The following is a 17,773-nucleotide window of genomic DNA, read 5'->3' on the forward strand; positions in this document are numbered from 1 at the left end:
GGGCTTTTCCTCAGTCCGCAAAGGCGTATCGATCATGCGTAAAACTGCTCTCTTCGCTCTGCTTTGTGTCTGTGGCCTGACTCAGGCCGGTCAGATGCCCGTCGCTGCCCTGCCTGGCGGCACGCTCGTCTACAAGAACGTGCAAAGCATTCGTGAGCGCAAGTTTGCCGACATCGTCGAACAGAAAACCGACTTCAGCTGCGGCGCCGCCGCACTGGCAACGGTATTGCGCCAGGCTTATTGGCTCGACGTCGATGAGGAGCACATCATCAAAGGCATGCTGGTCAACGCTGACCAGGACCTTGTTCGTACTCAAGGTTTCTCCATGCTCGACATGAAGCGCTACATAGAAAGCATCGGCATGCGCGCCAGGGGCTACAAGATTCCACCGGAAAAGCTCGACGCAGTCACGATCCCGGTGGTGGTACTGATGGAAATTCGCGGCTACAAGCATTTCGTGGTGATGCAGCGGGCGGACAAGGATTGGGTTTACATCGGAGACCCGGTTTTAGGACACAAACGCTACTCCCATGATGACTTTGTCAAAGGTTGGAACGGTATTGTCTTTGCCATCGTCGGCCCCGGATACGACAAGACCAATGCATTGCGCAGTCCTCCGGTACCGCTGACAGCCAAAAACACGCTGGATGCTTTCAACCCGGTCAAAGATGCTGAATTGATGGACTTCGGGTTCATACAGAGCGACTTCTTTTAATCGCCGATTACAAGAGTGGGGCTGGATGTCCCGGGAGCAGCAGATGAAAACCTCATACTGGCTGGCCGCCGCCTGCCTGGCAGCGAGCGTGTCAGGCTATGCCAATGCAGGATTCAAACCCATCGAAATCAAGGACCAGGAGCTCGCAGAGCTGCGCGGTCGCTATGTCATGCCGGGCCGGATCATCAGCTTCGGCGTCGTCATGAGCAGTACCTGGCGCAATGCCAGTGGAGATCTGATCGGGGCCTCGGCCACCATGCAATTGCAGGCCGCTTCGGTTAAACCTGAATTCTACGTCTCGACCATCAAGGAACACGGCAATGGCAGTACCCCGGAACTGGGGACTGGCTCGGTCGTGGGTGGCGCGGCACTCAATTCCAGCCAGGGCGTGACGCAGAGTGTGCGCGCCGCTGGCGACGGCAACTCCGCCTACAACAACGTTGCGATCAACGTCAAAGAAGCCAGCCAGGCACCTGCACTGATGCCTGCACAAGGCCAGGCCTTGATGGCCGGCCAGACCATTTCCGGCAGCAACGGTGCCGGCAGTGTCGCGGTTTCGGCTACAGGGGGCGGTGTTCAAATGGCCATTCAGGCCTCCGGCAATCAGGGGACAGCCTTGCAACAGGTCGCCCAGGGCGGACTGCTGCAAAACACCCGTTTGCTCGGTAACGCAAACGTAGTCAACAACCTGACACAACTCAACGTTGTCCTGAACAATAACGGCATGACTGCCGGCGCACTGGACTGCAACCTGACTCAACTCAGGGCACTACGCAACATCGGATATTGAACTACGCTGAGTCTCGATCATTGGGCTTAAAGGGACGGCTTATTCATGTATCGATCAGTATCACTGCGTGCTGCTGTATGTTTGAGTACTCTTCTACCCGCGGCAATGTTGCAAGCTGCACCCGACGCCGATGTAGAAGCCCTGAAACAGGAACTTCTGGAGCTTAAGCAACGATACGAAGTACAACAAAAAGCCCTGGCGGTACTCGAACAACGGGTCCGCCAGGTTGAAGAACAGCCCGCCTCCCCACCCCCAAAACGCCTGGCCAAATCGCCTTCGGACATGAAAGGCAACCGGGTCGCCACCGGCACCGGGGCTGCAGCAGCGTCGGGGGGCGCCGCCGGGGGCAGCGGTGCATCCTATGGCCAGTCGCTGGCCGACGATTCGCAACCGGCACAGAGCGTGTCCAACCTGTACGACGAAGCCAGCGGTTTCTTCGGCGGCGGCAAGTTCAGCTTTGAAACCGGCGTGACCTATTCACGCTATGACACCCGCCAGCTGATCCTCAACGGCTTCCTAGCCCTGGACTCGATTTTTCTGGGCAACATCAACCTCGACCGGATCAAGGCCGATACCTGGACGCTGGACCTGACGGGGCGCTACAACTTCGACAATCGCTGGCAGTTCGACCTGAACGTGCCGGTGGTCTACCGTGAATCGACCTATCAGTCGGGCGGCGGCAACGGAGGCGCCTCCAACGTAACCACCGAACAGGACGTCAGCCGCGACCCGACCATCGGCGACGTCAACTTCGGCATTGCGTACAAGTTCCTGGACGAGTCGGTCAATACCCCGGACGCTGTGGTTTCCTTGCGGGTCAAGGCGCCTACGGGCAAGGATCCGTTCGGGATCAAGCTGCGCCAGACCGATGCCAACTCGAACCTGTTCGTGCCTGACACCCTGCCCACCGGCAACGGCGTCTGGTCGATCACACCGGGTATCTCGCTGGTCAAGACGTTTGACCCGGCCGTGCTGTTCGGCAGCCTGTCCTACACCCATAACTTCGAGGAATCGTTCGACGACATCAGTTCGACCGTCAACCAGAAAAACCCGGGCAAGGTCCGCATCGGCGACAGCTTCCAGATCGGCGCGGGTGTTGCCTTCGCACTGAACGAGAAGATGAGTATGTCGTTCTCCGTATCCGACCTGGTGCAACGCAAGAGCAAGCTGAAACAGGATGGCGGGGATTGGGAATCGGTGGTGTCCAGCGACGCCAACGCCGGTTACTTCAACGTCGGCATGACCATTGCGGCCACCGACAACCTGACCATCGTGCCCAACCTGTCCATCGGCATGACGGACGATGCCCCGGACTTCTCCTTCAGCCTGAAATTCCCGTACTACTTCTAACCGCAATACCATAAAAAGACCCGCTGCGATGCAAGTCGCAGCGGGTCTTTTCAGCTTCCCTGGCCGGGAAGCACCGCGCCCTAGCGGATCTGGTGCTTGTGCAGCAAACGGTAGAAGGTCGGCCGGGAAACCCCCAGCACTTTGGCCGCCACACTGAGATTGTCACTGTGCCGGTTCAATACGTCGCACAACGCCTGGCGTTCGGCGCGGGTCTTGTAGTCTTCAAGCGTGCCCATCGGTGCAGCGATCGACTGTTGGCTGATCAGCCCCAGGTCACGGGCCTCGATCTGCCGTCCTTCGGCCAGTACCAGACCGCGGCGTACGCGGTTGGCCAGCTCGCGGACATTGCCCGGCCAGTCGTGCTTGCCCATGGCGATCAGCGCGTCTTCGCTGAAACTGCGCGGACGACGGCCGGTTTCGTGGCTGTAGAAATGGGAAAAATGGTTGGCCAGCATCGACAGGTCGCCGTGGCGCTCGCGTAACGGCGCGGTCACTACTTGCAGCACATTGAGCCGGTAGTACAAATCCTCACGAAAGCGCTTCTTCTCGATGGCGGCTTCGAGATCGACGTGTGTCGCCGCCAACACCCGCACATCAACCGGGATCGGTTGACTGCCGCCGACCCGTTCAATGTGTTTCTCCTGAAGAAAGCGCAACAGATTGGCTTGCAGTTCCAGTGGCAGATCGCCGATTTCATCGAGAAACAAGGTGCCGCCGTTGGCTGCTTCGATACGTCCGACCTTGCGCTGATGGGCGCCGGTGAACGCGCCTTTCTCGTGGCCGAACAGCTCGGACTGGATCAAATGTTCGGGAATTGCCCCGCAGTTGATCGCCACAAACGGTTTGCTGTGACGTTGCGACTGCCGGTGCAGGGTCCGGGCGACGAGTTCTTTACCGGTCCCGCTTTCTCCGCGAATAAGCACTGGCGACTCGGTGGGGGCCAGTTTACTCAGCAGTTTGCGCAGCTCGCGGATCGGTTTGCTGTCGCCCAGCAGCTCGTGCTCCGGCTGATCGACGTGAATCGTGCCCTGGCCACGCAGGCGCGCCATGCCGAACGCACGACCGAGGGTGACCTGCACCCGGGAGACGTCGAACGGCAAGGTATGGAAATCGAAAAACCATTCGCAGACGAAGTCGCCAACGTTCTGCAAACGCAGCACCTCCTGATTCAGCACGGCGATCCATTCGGTGCCACTGCGACTGATCAGCTCTTTGACGGCTTCGGGACGTTCCAGGTGGAAAGGCTGTAAACGCAACAGACCGACATCGCAGCTTCGGTCGGCGGCATTCTCCAGGCTGCAACTGTCGACGTCCCAACCCACGGCACGCAAACCCGGCAACAATCGGTGACAGTCGTCGCACGGGTCGACGACCAGTAAACGTCGTAAAGCAGGCGCTTCGTTCATGACTGTTCCTTGGCGCCAAATTTTAGGAAATGATCGTAAAAACAGTCATTTGGCAAACCTGACTGTTACATTAGCAAGAATTTGACGGGGCCTTGTATCGATTGCTTATAGGTGTACAAGTGAAGCAGTTATAAGAAACCGCTTTATTAGTTAGCTATCGACTTGATTCTTTCGCCAGGCTTTCAAAAACAGGTCGGAATATTGGGGGTATGAAAGAAATTCGAAATTTCTTCAAATCCGGTGTGACCTGCCAACGGGTTGCGTGCATCAGTACAAGTAACTCGCCGAACGGTAAGCCCAACCGACGGCACATCACTTGATTGGGCACTTAAAGAGAGAAGACCCCATGACCGCCCCGCTCCGTATCAACGAAGCTCTTTTGATTGCCAACCGCGCATTTGAACCGTTTCAATGCGTCGCCTGGGCCCCACAAGATGGCAATGGCGAACTTTGCCTCACCGTGATCGACCGCACCAACTCCCACATCGGTCGTACCCAGATCCCAAGCAGTGCCTACTCTGATCCGGCGCAACTTGAACACCTGCTGCAGCAGGCCCGCGCCGAACTGAGCGAAGAAGGCTATGCATTGCAGTCCTGGTCGATGCCACACTGATAGTTGCGGGTAATGCGGATGACGCTCAAGTCATCCGCCCTCTTCTGTTAGTTGCGAATCTTTTTCCAACTTCAGTCTTTTTGTACAACTTTCCTCAATACTTTCGCGCCTGAATACTTGGCAGGCTTGCGACTGGTTCAAAAAGACACTGTTCTGGCACAGTGCGACTCTCCACCTGTTAGTTCTGTCAGTTGTACTTGCGCGTATTCAAGGATTGAATGTCTCGCTCATGCAGTTACCCGTTCCGCCTCCCGGAAATCGGTCGACTCGCAAGGAGAAGCATGCATGTCAACCCAGACCGCCATCGCGTTGCCGACGCCAGCGAAAAACGCCGGACAACTCGACAAGACCTTTTCCAGTAACGGTGTGGCGCAGGTTTACTTCGCCGGCAGTACGTCCAGCCTGACCCAGAGCGTGGCACTTGATGCGCAAGGCCGGATTCTGGTCGCCGCCAAAGTCGGCACGGCTCAGGGCAACTGCTTCGGTCTGGCCCGCTTGCTCGGGGACGGATCGGCGGACCTTGGCTTCGGCAATCAAGGCAGCGTGATCGGACGGTTCGCCAGCGGATTCGAAGCGACGGGCAGCAAAGTTCAGGTCTTGCCCGACGGGCGGATTCTGCTGGCAGGCCTGCACTATGAATCGGAACACTGCACCCTTCCCGCCCTGGCTCTGTTCGACGCCCAAGGCCGGCCTGACCCGGACTTCGGCGACAACGGCCGACAAATCGTTCGCTTGCCCGGCGACCTGTCCATGGGCACCCGCGACGCTTGGTTGCCGCCGGGCGTTCCGGGCGCCGAAGCCTGTGATTTTGCGGTGCAACCGGACGGGCATATTCTGCTGATCGCCAACCATCACTTCGAGCTGGCCGATCACGTCGGCATGCTGATCCGCCTCACACCCGATGGCAGCCTCGACCCCTCCTTCAACGGTCGCGGTTTCGTCATGGTTCGCCACTTGCTGCTCAATACCTGGCTCGGCAGCGTGCTGCTGCAAGGAGACGGAAGAATCGTGGTGGCCGGCTCCATCGACTTTCCTCAAGAAGGTCTGCTCGCCCGCTACCTGCCGGACGGCAGGCTCGATGAACGTTTTGCGGTAGACGGCTTCATGGCCTTCAAAGTCCAGGGGCACAGTGCACTGGTCAATCAGGTCATCGAATCGGCGGAGCATTTGCATTGTTTTGGCAGCAGCCGCGATCCGATCCGATGCATGGCGCAATCTGTCCATGGCAACGGCAGACCCGATCTGCACTGCAACAGAGGTCAACCGCATCTGCTGGAGATCGGGCCCAGCGGCTGCCAGTGGAGCGCAGCGCAGGCGATGCCGGACGGTCGCATCATCGCGGTCGGCGCAACCATCGGCGGCGTTGAAGCCGACTTTATTGTCGCCCGCTATCTGGCCAACGGCTGCCTTGACCGAAGCTTCGGTTCCGGTAATGGCTGGTTGCGCACGCGACTGGGGCGCAGCCTCGATACCGCCACTTCAGTGGCGATACAGCCTGACGGAGGAATTCTGGTGGGCGGCTATTCGCTGGATGGCAACTACCGTGCAATGGTGGCGCGGTATCTGAATCACTGATGCGAATCCAACTGCACTTGATCTTGCCCATCGCTTACGGCAACTTGCGCGCTTCTTAATACAAGGAGCAACCAATGTCCGGTTCGATGGCCCAGGCGTTCGCGCACAACTTTCTCGGGCATTCACCCCGCTGGTACAAGGCGTGCATCGTCGGGTTTCTGCTGCTCAATGCGCTGGTGCTGTGGGCCGCAGGTCCCGTCGCCGCCGGCTGGTTGCTGGTGATCGAGTTCATTTTCACCCTGGCCATGGCGCTCAAGTGCTACCCGCTGATGCCCGGCGGCTTGCTGTTGATCGAAGCGCTGCTGCTGAAGATGACCACGCCCCAGGCGCTGTACGAAGAGCTGCAGCACAATTTCCCGGTGATTCTGCTGCTGATGTTCATGGTCGCCGGCATCTACTTCATGAAAGACCTGCTGCTGTTCCTGTTCTCACGTCTTTTGCTGGGCGTGCGTTCGAAGGCGCTGCTGGCCTTGATGTTCTGCTTTCTGTCGGCGTTTCTCTCGGCGTTTCTCGACGCACTGACCGTGACCGCAGTGATCATCAGCGCCGCCGTGGGCTTCTATTCGGTTTATCACCGGGTGGCCTCTGGCAACGACCCGCGCCAGGACAGCGAATTCAGCGATGACCAGCATCTGCACCAGTTGCATCATGAGGATCTGGAACAGTTTCGCGCTTTCCTGCGCAGCCTGTTGATGCACGGTGCTGTCGGCACCGCACTGGGCGGCGTCTGCACGTTGGTCGGTGAACCGCAGAATCTGTTGATCGGCCACGAAATGGGTTGGCACTTCGCCGAGTTTTTCCAGAAGGTCGCGCCGGTGTCGCTGCCGGTGCTGGTCGCAGGACTGGTGACCTGCCTGTTGCTGGAGAAACTGCGCTGGTTCGGCTACGGCACGTTGCTGCCGGACAACGTACGCGCCGTGCTCGCCAACTACGCCGCCGAAGACAACGCCGAACGTACGCCACGCCAATGCGCCGCCCTGCTGGTGCAAGGCTGCGCTGCGCTGATCCTGATTGCCGGGCTGGCGTTCCATATTGCGGAAGTCGGCTTGATCGGCCTGATGGTGATCGTGCTGATTACCGCCTTCACCGGCATCACCGACGAGCACCGTCTGGGCAGCGCATTCAAGGACGCCATGCCGTTCACCGCGCTGCTGGTGGTGTTCTTCGCCGTGGTGGCGGTGATTCACGACCAGCAACTGTTCGCGCCGCTGATCCAGTGGGTGCTGGCACTGCCGGCCGAGCAGCAACCGGGGATGCTGTTCATCGCCAACGGATTGCTGTCGGCGATCAGTGACAACGTGTTCGTCGCCACGATCTACATCACCGAAGTGAAGCAGGCGTTCCTGTCCGGACACATGAGCCGCGAACATTTCGAGACGCTGGCGATTGCGATCAACACCGGCACCAACCTGCCGAGCGTGGCGACACCCAATGGTCAGGCGGCATTTCTGTTCCTGCTGACGTCGGCGATTGCGCCGCTGGTGCGGTTGTCGTACGGGCGGATGGTGTGGATGGCGTTGCCTTACACCGTGGTGATGGGATTGCTGGGCTGGTACGCCGTGAGTTACTGGCTGTAGAAACAACAACGGGAGCCCTGGGGCTCCCGTTTTTTTTTACGTAAATCAGCGCGGCAAGATGTACTTCTCGATGGCTTGCGCCACGCCATCCTCGGTGTTCGGCCCGGTCACCACATCGGCCTGACGCTTCACCGCGTCCTCGGCCTGGCCCATGGCGATCGACAGACCGGCAACATGGAACATTGCCGGATCATTGCCGCCATCGCCAATCGCAGCCGTCTGCGCCAGCGGCACACCGAGGTGTTCAGCCAGCGTGACCAGCGCCGAGCCCTTGTTCGCCTCGACTGCCGTCACGTCCAGGTACACCGGTTGCGAGCGCGACACCTGCGCGAGGCCCTCGACCTTCGGCAGCAAACGCGCCTCCAGCTCGATCAGCAGTTCGGTGTTGTTGCTGGTGGCCACGATCTTGTCGATGCGCTCCAGATACGGCTCGAAACTCTCCACCACCACCGGCGGATAACCCAGCCCGTGCTGCTCGCGCGGCACCATCGGCCCGTGCGGATCCTTGAGCAGCCAGTCGCCACCGCTGAACACCCAGATTTCGACATCCGGCTGATCGGCAAACAGCGCCAGCGCCGTCAGCGCGGCCGTGGCCGGCAGGTAATGCGCGACCAGAATGCTGCCATCCGGGTTGACGATCGTGCCGCCGTTGAACGCAGCGGTCGGCAGATCGACGCCCAGGGCTTCGATTTGATGCAGCATGGCTTTGGGCGGCCGCCCCGTGGCGAGACTGAACAGCACGCCCGCTTCGCGCAGCGAACGAACCGCGTCAATCGTGCGCTGACTCAGGCTGTGATCGGGCAGCAACAGCGTGCCGTCCATGTCACTCAACAGAAAACGGATCGGCTCGCTCATCCGAGACCATGCCAGACGCGACCATCGCGAGTCAGCAGATCATCGGCGGCTTTCGGCCCGTCTTCGCCGGCGGCATAGGTTTGTACACTGGCGTCCTGTTGCCAGGCATCAAGGAACGGCTGCACCGCGCGCCAGCCGTTCTCGATGTTGTCAGCGCGCTGGAACAGCGTCTGGTCACCGGTCAGGCAGTCGTAGATCAGGGTTTCGTAGCCGGTGGACGGCTGCATTTCGAAGAAGTCCTTGTAGGCGAAGCCCAGCTCGATGTTGGCCATGTTCAGCGCCGGCCCCGGACGTTTGGCCAGCAGGTCGAACCACATGCCTTCGTTGGGCTGGATCTGGATACGCAAGTAGGTCGGTTGCAATTCGTCGACCTCGGTATCGCGGAACTGCGCATACGGCGCCGGTTTGAAGCAGATGACGATCTCGGTGTCGCGCACGCTCATGCGCTTGCCGGTGCGCAGGTAGAACGGCACGCCGACCCAGCGCCAGTTGTCGATCATCACTTTCAGCGCCACGTAGGTTTCCGTGGTGCTTTCGGGGGAGACATTGTTTTCATCGCGGTAACCGGCCACCGGTTTGCCAGCGACTTCACCGGCGCTGTATTGGCCGCGTACCGAGTTTTCCCGAGCTTCTTCGAGGGTCCAGGGGCGGATCGCGCCGACCACCTTGGCCTTCTCGCCCCGCACCGCATCGGCGCCGAACGCGGCCGGCGGCTCCATCGCGACCATGGCCAGCAACTGGAACAGGTGGTTGGGCACCATGTCCCGAAGGGCGCCGGTGTGTTCATAAAAACTGCCACGGGTTTCGACGCCGACGGTTTCGGCGGCGGTGATTTGCACGTGGTCGATGTAGTGGTTGTTCCAGAACGCTTCGAACAGGCTGTTGGAGAACCGGCTGACCAGAATGTTCTGCACGGTTTCCTTGCCCAGATAGTGATCGATTCGGTAGATCTGCTTTTCCGACATGACCTTGAGCAGGCAGGCGTTCAACGCCTCGGCGGTTTGCAGGTCGGAGCCGAACGGTTTTTCGATCACCACCCTTCTGAAGGCTTCCGGGGTTTCTTCGAGCAATCCGGCGCTGCCGAGACGGCGCACCACTTCGCTGAAGAAACGTGGCGCGGTGGCCAGGTAGAACACCGCATTGCCAGTGCCGCTGTCGGCGATTTTCGCCGCCAGGGCTGAATAAGTGCTGTCGTCCAGGAAATCGCCCTGGACGTAGCTGATGCCTTTGGCGAGTTTGGCCCACAAGGCCGGATCAAGCATCTGATCGCCCTTGCCGACCTTGGCTGCCACTTCGGTGCGGATGAAGTCCTCGAGCTTCTGCGCGAAGGCTTCATCGGTAATGGCGTTGTGGTCAACGCCGACGATCCGCAGGCCATCATCCAGCAGGCCGTCGCGACTCAGGTTGTACAGCGCCGGCATGAGCAGGCGCTTGACCAGATCACCGTGGGCGCCGAACAGAAACAGCGTGGTCGGTGGCGCGGGTTCTGCCTTGGATTTCCTGCGGATCGTATGGGTCATTTCTTCGCAGTCTCCACATGGCCGCCGAAGCCGAAGCGCTGGGCCGAAAGAATCTTGTCGCCGAAAGTGCCCTGGCCGCGCGAGCGGTAGCGCGAGAACAGCGAGTTGGACAGCACCGGTACCGGCACCTTTTGTTCCATGGCCGCTTCGATGGTCCACTGACCTTCGCCGCTGTCAGCCACGGAGCCGGAGAAACCGTCGAGTTTCGGGTCGACCGCCAGGGCATCGGCGGTCAGGTCGAGCAGCCACGACGACACCACGCTGCCACGACGCCAGACTTCGGCAATGTCAGCCACGTTCAGGTCGAAACGCTGATCTTCCGGCAGTAGCTCGCTGGACTTGGTCTTGAGGATGTCGAAGCCTTCGGCGAAGGCCGCCATCATCCCGTACTCGATCCCGTTGTGGATCATCTTCACGAAGTGACCGGCACCGGCGGGACCGGCGTGGATGTAGCCGTGCTCGGCGCGGTGGTCATCGGACTTGCGGTCCCTGGTGCGCGGGATGTCGCCCATGCCCGGCGCCAGCGCGGCGAACAGCGGATCCAGACGCTTAACGGTCTCGGCATCGCCGCCGATCATCATGCAGTAGCCGCGCTCCAGGCCCCAGACGCCGCCGGAGGTGCCGACGTCGATGTAGTGCAGGCCCTTCTCGGCCAGGGTTTTGGCCCGGCGGATGTCATCCTTATAGTTGGTGTTGCCGCCATCGATAATGGTGTCGCCCGCCTCGAGCAGCGTGCTCAGGGTTTCGATGGTGTCTTCAGTCGGTGCGCCGGCCGGCAGCATGACCCACACCGCACGCGGCTTGGCCAGGCCTGCGACCAGTGCAGGCAGATCGGCGACGCCGGTAGAGCCCTCGGCGGCCAGGGTGTCGACAAAGGCGGTATTGCGGTCGTAAACAACGGTGGTGTGACCGTTGAGCATCAGACGTCGCGCAATATTGCCGCCCATGCGGCCCAGTCCAATAATCCCGAGTTGCATGTGCTGATGCTCCTTACTACAAATAAAAGTGTGTCAAAGGTTATAGCCCAACGTGAATCATGGAGCTTAGTCCAGAGCGTCGGTGTGAAGTTTCCGGGCATTGTGCCCGATCCAGACTGATAACGTCGGGAAACGTGCCGAAGACACAACGACCATGAAAAATAAAAAAGTTCCATTCACGAGCGAAAGAAATCAAAATCGGCGCCGATAGTATGTCAGCAACCGAATTCGGGGCTGAACTACAGTTGAGACACGCCATTTGCGAGGTGAGCAATGGGCACAGTACACACAGCAATGCCGCCACAAACCCTGTACGTCACCATCCGTCGTGATGAATTGCGTCAGTTGAAAGATGAACGCGACCAGCTCAAGCAGGAACTCGCGCAATTGCGCCTGCTGACCCAAGGCGCCGAGCCGCAGCCCTTGCCACGCGTACAGCGCTCGCCCCACGCCTGATCCCCGCCCGCTTCGGGAGCAGCCATTGCTGTTCCCGACATGCTGCACCTCCTGCCCTTTTCGGCAACTAACAAAGTTTTCACATTCGCTTGTTGATACTCCCGCGCATTCTGGCCGTGCGTCTGTGCGCATGGCCTCCGTTCGTCGGGCTCATGCGCCCTTTGCATGAAACGCCCGGTGGTGGATGTAACGACTGAGCTGGAGTGCTGAATGGCGGTGTTCAAACGCAGCAATACGACTGCGACAGGTTTCGACTGGGCCGGTTTCATCTGGTTGTTCGTGTTCTTCTGGTACTTCTCCGGTATCACCCAACTGCTGATCCAGCTGACGGGCACCTCAGGGTTCACCGGGTTCCGCCAGGCCTTCGTGATGAGCGCCGTGTGGCTCGCGCCGATGCTGCTGTTCCCCAAACGCACCCGCCTGCTCGCCGCGCTGATCGGCGTGGTGTTGTGGGCCTGCTCGATGGCCAGCCTGGGTTATTTCTTCATCTACCAGCAGGAATTCTCCCAGAGCGTGATCTTCATCATGTTCGAGTCGAACGTGTCCGAAGCTGGCGAGTACATGACCCAGTACTTTGCCTGGTGGATGGTCCCGGCGTTCCTCGCGCACACCGCGTTCGCGTATTTCCTGTGGACCCGCCTGCGTCCGGTGTACCTGCCCCGTGGCCGGGCATTCGTCGCCGCCATGGCGATTCTGGTGGCCGTGATCGGTTATCCGCTGGTCAAGCAGACAATGCGCACCGGCAGCTTCGAGCAAGGCTTCGAGAAATTCGAAACCCGTATCGAGCCGGCCGTGCCGTGGCAGATGGCCGTGGCTTATCACCGCTATCAGGAAACCCTGGCCGACATGCAGGGCATGCTGCACAGCGCGAGCAAGATCCCGCCGCTGAAAAACCTCAAGGACTCGGGCGCCAATCAGCCGGCGACCCTGGTGCTGGTGATCGGCGAATCCACCAACCGCCAGCGCATGAGCCTCTACGGTTACCCGCGCAAAACCACACCGGAACTGGACAAGCTCAAGGATCAGCTGACAGTTTTCGACAACGTCATCACCCCGCGCCCGTACACCATCGAGGCACTGCAACAGGTGCTGACCTTCGCCGACGAAGAAAACCCGGACCTGTACCTGTCCACGCCGTCGCTGGTCAGCATGATGAAACAGGCTGGCTACAAGACCTTCTGGATCACCAACCAGCAGACCATGACCAAGCGCAACACCATGCTCACGACGTTCTCTGAACAAGCCGACGAGCAGGTGTACCTGAACAACAACCGCAACCAGAACGCTGCGCAGTACGATGGCGACGTGATCGAGCCGTTCAACAAGGCCCTGGCCGACGCGGCGCCGCGCAAGTTGATCGTCGTGCATCTGCTCGGTACGCACATGAGCTACCAGTACCGTTATCCGCCGAGCTTCGACAAGTTCCAGGATCGCAACGGCGTTCCGGCCGGTGTGCGTGACGATCAGGTGCCGACCTACAACAGCTACGACAATGCCGTGCTGTACAACGATTTCGTGGTCTCGAGCCTGATCAAGGATTACGCCAAATCCGATCCGAACGGCTTCCTGCTCTACCTCTCCGACCACGGTGAAGACGTGTTCGACTCGGTGGGCCACAGCACGCTGGGTCGCAACGAAAACAAGCCGACGGCGCCGATGTACACCATTCCGTTCATGGCCTGGGCGTCGCCAAAATGGCGTGAAACCCACGACTGGAGCTTTGCCGGGGATCTGAGCCGCCCTTACAGCAGCTCGCACTTGATCCACACCTGGGCGGATCTGGCCGGTTTGAGTTTCGATGAGCTGGATCGCACCAAAAGTCTGGTCAGCGACAGCTTCAAGCCGCGTCCGCTTTTGATCGGCAACCCTTACGAACGCGAACAGCGGGCCCTGATCGACTTCAGCCTGATGAAGCCGAAAAAACCCGCGGCCACCACTACGGAAGTGGTGCTGCAGGAGTAACAGAAAGGGCCGCAACCGGCCCTTTTCAACATTTACAATCGTACTGCCCCTTCCCTTGCAACCTGCACGCGTCATTCACGCGTGCAGCGTTCGTCCGATACGCCGTGGAAATACCCTGTAAAACCTAGACTGAACGAGCGTTAACCTCTTGTTAATGCCCTCGACGGACACTGCCCCTCGAGGCCCTGATTCATGGATGAACGGCTCCGACATTTTTCGTAGGAGGCACCATGAAAACCACGACTGCAATCCTTGCCGGTCTACTCACCCTGGCATCCGCCAGCGCATTCGCCGAAGGCGGCGCCGAGCGCATGAGACATTACTGGGCAAACTTCCCGGTTCATTCCGCACAGAGCCCGCAGGCTGAGGCGAAGACCAATGAACTCAAGGTTCCGGACGACCAGACCGCCCAGGTCACCGAGTCCTATCGCCCTTGAGCGAACGCTTTACCGATGGACCTGCGATGGCTCGCTCTGGCTTCGCAGATGACAGTTGGGCGCCCTTTCCGGGCGCCTTTTTTTTACGCCTGCAAATCCTTGATCCAGAACAGCATGCGCCCGTGATTCGGGTCGAACATGCCTGGCGCGAAGCCGAATTTGGCATAGGAATTTTGCGCTATGGCGTTACCTTCGAGTACCTCCAGAGTGATCTTGCAGCAACCACGCTGACGGGCGATGTCCTCGACCTTGCGCAGCATTTTCTGACTCAGCCCCAGACCGCGAAACTTGGTCACCACTGACACGTCGTGCACATTGACCAGCGGTTTGCAGGCAAACGTGGAAAACCCTTCAAAGCAGTTCACCAGCCCCGCCGGCTCGCCACCGACAAAGGCCAGGACGCTGAACGCGTGGGGCCGTTTGGCCAGTTCGGCGGGCAGTTGCTGCAACAGTTCAGGGGCAATCGGATGGCCGCCGCCCATCGGGTCCTCGGCGTAATGATTGAGTACGACACCGATGGCTTCGGCATGCACCGGATTGGTGTAACTGGCTTGAAGCACAAGAATTTCTGCGGAATCCATTTCCTTCCTCGATCGCACGGGGCCCCGGCGCGTTTGATACGCACTGATAGGCTCGGCGACCTTAGCGCGAGGCAGGTCCCGGCGACAACCCGACGTTTTCAGTGCCCCCAGATAAGCTCTTCGGTCCAACCCAGCTCGGCAAAATCCTCGGCTCGCAAACCGGACTCGCCGGCACAGAAAAACTCGTCCAGTTGCGGCGGCTTCACCGAAGTGCCGCTAAGCATGGCGTGAACCTGGCCGCGATGGTGGATCTGATGTTCGAACAGGTGCGAGATCATCCGCAGACGGCTGTCGTGCTGTGGCGTGTCGCGGGCGATGGTGACAATGCGCCCCAGATCGGCATCGCGCAGTTGCTCGCAGTAGGCGATCAGCCTGCGGTCGACATGGGCCTGTTCCCGGCGCAAGGCCTGTGACTCGGTGAAGGGTTCGTCAGCGTTGAAGAACACGTAGCAATCGGGATGCGGTTCGTCACCGCGCAACTCCCGCTCCAGCGCGTCGACGTAAAACCAGTCGCAGGTGAGGATGTGGTTGAGGGTCAGGCGGATGCTCGGGAAGAAACTGACCCGTGGCGCCGCCAGCTCCGTGCCGTCGAGCTGGCTCCAGGCCTTGGCCAGTCGATGATTGGCCCAGGCATTCTGATAAGCCATGGTCAGCAAATGATGGGACAGTGGCTGAGTCATGTCGCGCCCTCCGTGTTTTCAGGTCTCGGCGAAGCGTTGCAACTGCATCTCCTGCAAGCGGCTGAGGGTCCGGCGGAACGGGAATTCCAGATAGCCCTCGGTGTACAGCGCGTCCATCGGCACTTCGGCCTCGATGTACAGCGGCACCTTGCGGTCGTAGCACTCGTCGACCAGCGCGATGAAGCGGCGCACGCCGTCGTCGTGCACCGACAATTGCGGCAATTCGCGATCGCCGGCCACCACCCGTTCCGCGCCGTCCTCGGTGCCACGGGCGATCCGCCCCTCGCGCTTTTTCGCGCTGAGGTTCGGCACCTCGCTCAACAGGATAGCCCGGTAGGTGTCACACAGCGCGATGAAATCCATGGCGGCGAACGGTTGCTCGCACAGATCGGCGTAACGGCACCACAGCACCGAATCGCTGGCCTGCACCACGTTCAAGGCACGGTAACCGACCGGCACCGGTTCGCCACTGACGGTTTGCCCGGCCGCCAAGGCGTCGAACACCTGGCTTAGCGCGCTAGCCTGCTCCGGCTGAGTGACCCAGTAACGCTGCTCGATGGCACCGGGATGCAATCGATGATCTTCGGCGCCATTCACCGCGACCACTTGCATGTGCTGCTTGATCGCGGTGATCGCCGGCAAAAAGCGGTCGCGGTTGAAGCCGTCGGCATACAGCTGATCCGGTGGCAGGTTGGAAGTGCAGACCACCACCACGCCCTCATCGAACATCACTTGAAACAAGCGCCCGAGAATGATCGCGTCGCCGATGTCATTGACGAACAGCTCGTCGAAACACAGCACTCGCACTTCAGCCGCCAGCTCACGGGCCAGGGCTCGCAACGGATCGGCGATCCCGGTCAACTGAAAGGAGCGCTGGTGCACCCAGCCCATGAAGTGGTGAAAGTGCTGCCGCCGCGCCGGCCCCCGCAGGCTCTGATGAAACTGGTCCATCAGCCAGGTCTTGCCGCGCCCGACCGGGCCCCACAGGTAAACGCCGGTGACCGAACGGGCACCGGCGTGCAGGGCTTCATGGCATTTTTGCAAGGCCCAGACCGCGTGTTCCTGGGCTTCATCCTGGATGAAGCCCTTGTGGTCGACGGCGTATTGCCAAGCGCTCAGAGGGGAGTCGAAAGTCATGCGCGGCAGTATGCCACGACGGCTACAGGGAAATATCCAGCCGAGCGATTTTGCCCTGTTCGTTAAGGCGGAACGTGTAGCGCAGCTCCAGCGGGCTGCCGGGAAACGTTCCGGAGATCAGCCCTTGCACCAGCACTTTGCCGGTGCGCTGCTGGACGCCGAGCACTTCGACCCGCGGCTGATAGCGCTGGGCGGTGTCCTGCATCCAATTGGCGATGGCCTGCGGGCCGACCTGATGATGGCCTTCATCGAACACGTGGGCATCCTCGGCAAAAAAACTGCCGACCCGGGAGGTATCGCGAGCATTGGCAGCATTGATGTACTCAACGATGGCCGGGGCGAGTATCGAGGTGGGATGGAACATGAGTGCAGCTCCTTTTTTCGGGTTCTGTCGCCATCCTAGAACAGCCCTGCGTCAATTCCTGTCAGGAGTGAAGCGGCCGTTTTCGTCCAGTTGCATCAGCCGCTGCCAAGTGCGCAACAGCTCGCTGCGCCGCCCCGGATAGCGCTCGCCCTGCAGGCTGGCGGCGGCAATCCGGTCGGTGCGAAACGTACGATAGGCGCCGCGCAATTCGCACCACGCGACGATGATCCGCACCTCGTTGAGAAAACCCAGCGCCAGCGGCCAGATCAACCGCTGGCTCTGCACCTGCTGCGCATCGGCGTAATCGATGTGCAGCTTGGCCTGATCGCGGATGGCGTGGCGGAACACGTTCAACGGCACGGCGTTTTGCGGAAAACCGTAACCCGGCGGCCCGGGCATGACAGTCGGATTGCGCAGCGCTTCCTGGGCCTGCGGGTCCAGCACCGCAGCGATTTTCGCCAGTGCATCCGCAGCCGCTTTGCTCAGCACCTCGTCGCCGCGCTGATCGACATAACGCAGGCCCAGCACGATGGCTTCGGTCTCGTCGGCGTTGAGCATCAGCGGCGGCAGAAACAGACCGCTGCGCAGCACATACCCGATGCCCGCCTCGCCATGGATCGGCGCGCCGAGGGCGGTCAGTTCGGCGATATCGCGATAGAGGGTGCGTTCGGAGATTCCCAGTTCGGACGCCAGCGTTGCTGCGGTGACCGGGCGCTTCTTGCCACGCAGCACTTGCAGCAGGGTCAACAGACGTGTGGTTCGCGACACGGTTTGAGGC

18 protein-coding genes are annotated in these 17,773 nt (G+C 60.2%); 9 read left to right on the forward strand and 9 right to left on the reverse strand.

Annotated features, from left to right (window positions below; all coding sequences use genetic code 11):
* Positions 1 to 34: 34 nt before the first annotated feature.
* The 3 genes from CAF80_RS07685 to CAF80_RS07695 are packed head-to-tail and all read left to right on the forward strand — an operon-like array spanning position 35 to position 2,855.
* Positions 35 to 715, forward strand: coding sequence for a C39 family peptidase (locus tag CAF80_RS07685; protein ID WP_039768191.1), 681 nt, complete (start codon positions 35 to 37; stop codon positions 713 to 715).
* Positions 716 to 758: 43 nt separating this feature from the next.
* On the forward strand, positions 759 to 1,505 hold the full coding sequence (locus tag CAF80_RS07690; protein ID WP_085667086.1) for a hypothetical protein: 747 nt from the start codon (positions 759 to 761) through the stop codon (positions 1,503 to 1,505).
* Positions 1,506 to 1,550: 45 nt separating this feature from the next.
* Entirely contained in the window at positions 1,551 to 2,855 is a 1,305-nt protein-coding gene (locus CAF80_RS07695; RefSeq protein WP_085603928.1) for a transporter, read from the forward strand.
* An 80-nt stretch (positions 2,856 to 2,935) separates the two neighbouring features.
* On the opposite strand, the gene CAF80_RS07700 is transcribed toward CAF80_RS07695, so the two are convergent.
* On the reverse strand, positions 2,936 to 4,261 hold the full coding sequence (locus tag CAF80_RS07700) for a sigma-54 dependent transcriptional regulator (protein ID WP_039768186.1): 1,326 nt from the start codon (positions 4,259 to 4,261) through the stop codon (positions 2,936 to 2,938).
* Between the two features lie 346 nt (positions 4,262 to 4,607).
* On the opposite strand from CAF80_RS07700, the gene CAF80_RS07705 reads away from it, so the two are divergent.
* The 3 genes from CAF80_RS07705 (at position 4,608) to nhaB (ending at position 8,026) form a co-directional block, all read left to right on the forward strand.
* Positions 4,608 to 4,874 (forward strand): hypothetical protein, encoded by a 267-nt coding sequence (locus CAF80_RS07705; RefSeq protein WP_039768183.1) that lies wholly within the window; start codon positions 4,608 to 4,610, stop codon positions 4,872 to 4,874.
* A 285-nt stretch (positions 4,875 to 5,159) separates the two neighbouring features.
* Positions 5,160 to 6,449 carry a hypothetical protein gene (locus CAF80_RS07710; protein WP_085667087.1) on the forward strand — a complete coding sequence of 430 codons (1,290 nt, stop codon included), beginning with the start codon at positions 5,160 to 5,162 and terminating at the stop codon, positions 6,447 to 6,449.
* A 74-nt stretch (positions 6,450 to 6,523) separates the two neighbouring features.
* Positions 6,524 to 8,026: a sodium/proton antiporter NhaB gene (gene nhaB / locus CAF80_RS07715; RefSeq protein ID WP_074690948.1), complete on the forward strand. Its 1,503-nt coding sequence runs from the start codon at positions 6,524 to 6,526 to the stop codon at positions 8,024 to 8,026.
* Between the two features lie 45 nt (positions 8,027 to 8,071).
* On the opposite strand, the gene CAF80_RS07720 is transcribed toward nhaB, so the two are convergent.
* From CAF80_RS07720 to gnd, 3 genes are read right to left on the reverse strand one after another with little or no spacing between them, the layout of a single operon-like run.
* Positions 8,072 to 8,881 carry a Cof-type HAD-IIB family hydrolase gene (locus CAF80_RS07720; RefSeq protein WP_074690947.1) on the reverse strand — a complete coding sequence of 270 codons (810 nt, stop codon included), beginning with the start codon at positions 8,879 to 8,881 and terminating at the stop codon, positions 8,072 to 8,074.
* Positions 8,878 to 10,401, reverse strand: a complete 1,524-nt coding sequence (gene zwf, locus CAF80_RS07725) for a glucose-6-phosphate dehydrogenase (RefSeq protein WP_085667088.1) — start codon at positions 10,399 to 10,401, stop codon at positions 8,878 to 8,880. The genes CAF80_RS07720 and zwf overlap by 4 nt, the downstream gene beginning before the upstream one ends.
* Complete coding sequence (gnd, locus tag CAF80_RS07730; protein ID WP_039768174.1) at positions 10,398 to 11,378, reverse strand: phosphogluconate dehydrogenase (NAD(+)-dependent, decarboxylating); 981 nt, start codon at positions 11,376 to 11,378, stop codon at positions 10,398 to 10,400. Before gnd ends, zwf begins: the two co-directional genes overlap by 4 nt.
* A 273-nt stretch (positions 11,379 to 11,651) precedes the next feature.
* Here gnd and CAF80_RS07735 point away from each other — a divergent pair, with 273 nt between their 5' ends.
* From CAF80_RS07735 to CAF80_RS07745, 3 genes are all read left to right on the forward strand, one after another.
* Positions 11,652 to 11,834 (forward strand): DUF6026 family protein, encoded by a 183-nt coding sequence (locus CAF80_RS07735; RefSeq protein WP_007957508.1) that lies wholly within the window; start codon positions 11,652 to 11,654, stop codon positions 11,832 to 11,834.
* Positions 11,835 to 12,044: 210 nt separating this feature from the next.
* Complete coding sequence (locus tag CAF80_RS07740) at positions 12,045 to 13,796, forward strand: phosphoethanolamine transferase CptA (RefSeq protein WP_085667089.1); 1,752 nt, start codon at positions 12,045 to 12,047, stop codon at positions 13,794 to 13,796.
* Between the two features lie 230 nt (positions 13,797 to 14,026).
* Positions 14,027 to 14,233: a hypothetical protein gene (locus CAF80_RS07745; RefSeq protein WP_085667090.1), complete on the forward strand. Its 207-nt coding sequence runs from the start codon at positions 14,027 to 14,029 to the stop codon at positions 14,231 to 14,233.
* 83 nt (positions 14,234 to 14,316) lie between these two features.
* Here CAF80_RS07745 and CAF80_RS07750 read toward each other — a convergent pair whose 3' ends face one another.
* The 5 genes from CAF80_RS07750 to CAF80_RS07770 all read right to left on the reverse strand — a co-directional run bounded on the left by CAF80_RS07750 (position 14,317) and on the right by CAF80_RS07770 (position 17,763).
* Positions 14,317 to 14,814, reverse strand: a complete 498-nt coding sequence (locus CAF80_RS07750) for a GNAT family N-acetyltransferase (RefSeq protein WP_039768172.1) — start codon at positions 14,812 to 14,814, stop codon at positions 14,317 to 14,319.
* A 98-nt stretch (positions 14,815 to 14,912) separates the two neighbouring features.
* Positions 14,913 to 15,494, reverse strand: a complete 582-nt coding sequence (locus tag CAF80_RS07755) for a DinB family protein (protein WP_085667091.1) — start codon at positions 15,492 to 15,494, stop codon at positions 14,913 to 14,915.
* Between the two features lie 18 nt (positions 15,495 to 15,512).
* Positions 15,513 to 16,631, reverse strand: coding sequence for a cell division protein ZapE (gene zapE / locus CAF80_RS07760; protein WP_085667092.1), 1,119 nt, complete (start codon positions 16,629 to 16,631; stop codon positions 15,513 to 15,515).
* Positions 16,632 to 16,653: 22 nt separating this feature from the next.
* Complete coding sequence (locus CAF80_RS07765; RefSeq protein ID WP_007957516.1) at positions 16,654 to 16,995, reverse strand: nuclear transport factor 2 family protein; 342 nt, start codon at positions 16,993 to 16,995, stop codon at positions 16,654 to 16,656.
* A gap of 51 nt (positions 16,996 to 17,046) precedes the next feature.
* Positions 17,047 to 17,763, reverse strand: a complete 717-nt coding sequence (locus tag CAF80_RS07770) for a YafY family protein (protein WP_085667093.1) — start codon at positions 17,761 to 17,763, stop codon at positions 17,047 to 17,049.
* Positions 17,764 to 17,773: the final 10 nt, after the last annotated feature.

The organism is Pseudomonas sp. B34(2017) (genome assembly GCF_002112915.1).
Taxonomy (GTDB): Bacteria; Pseudomonadota; Gammaproteobacteria; order Pseudomonadales; family Pseudomonadaceae; genus Aquipseudomonas; species Aquipseudomonas pharyngis.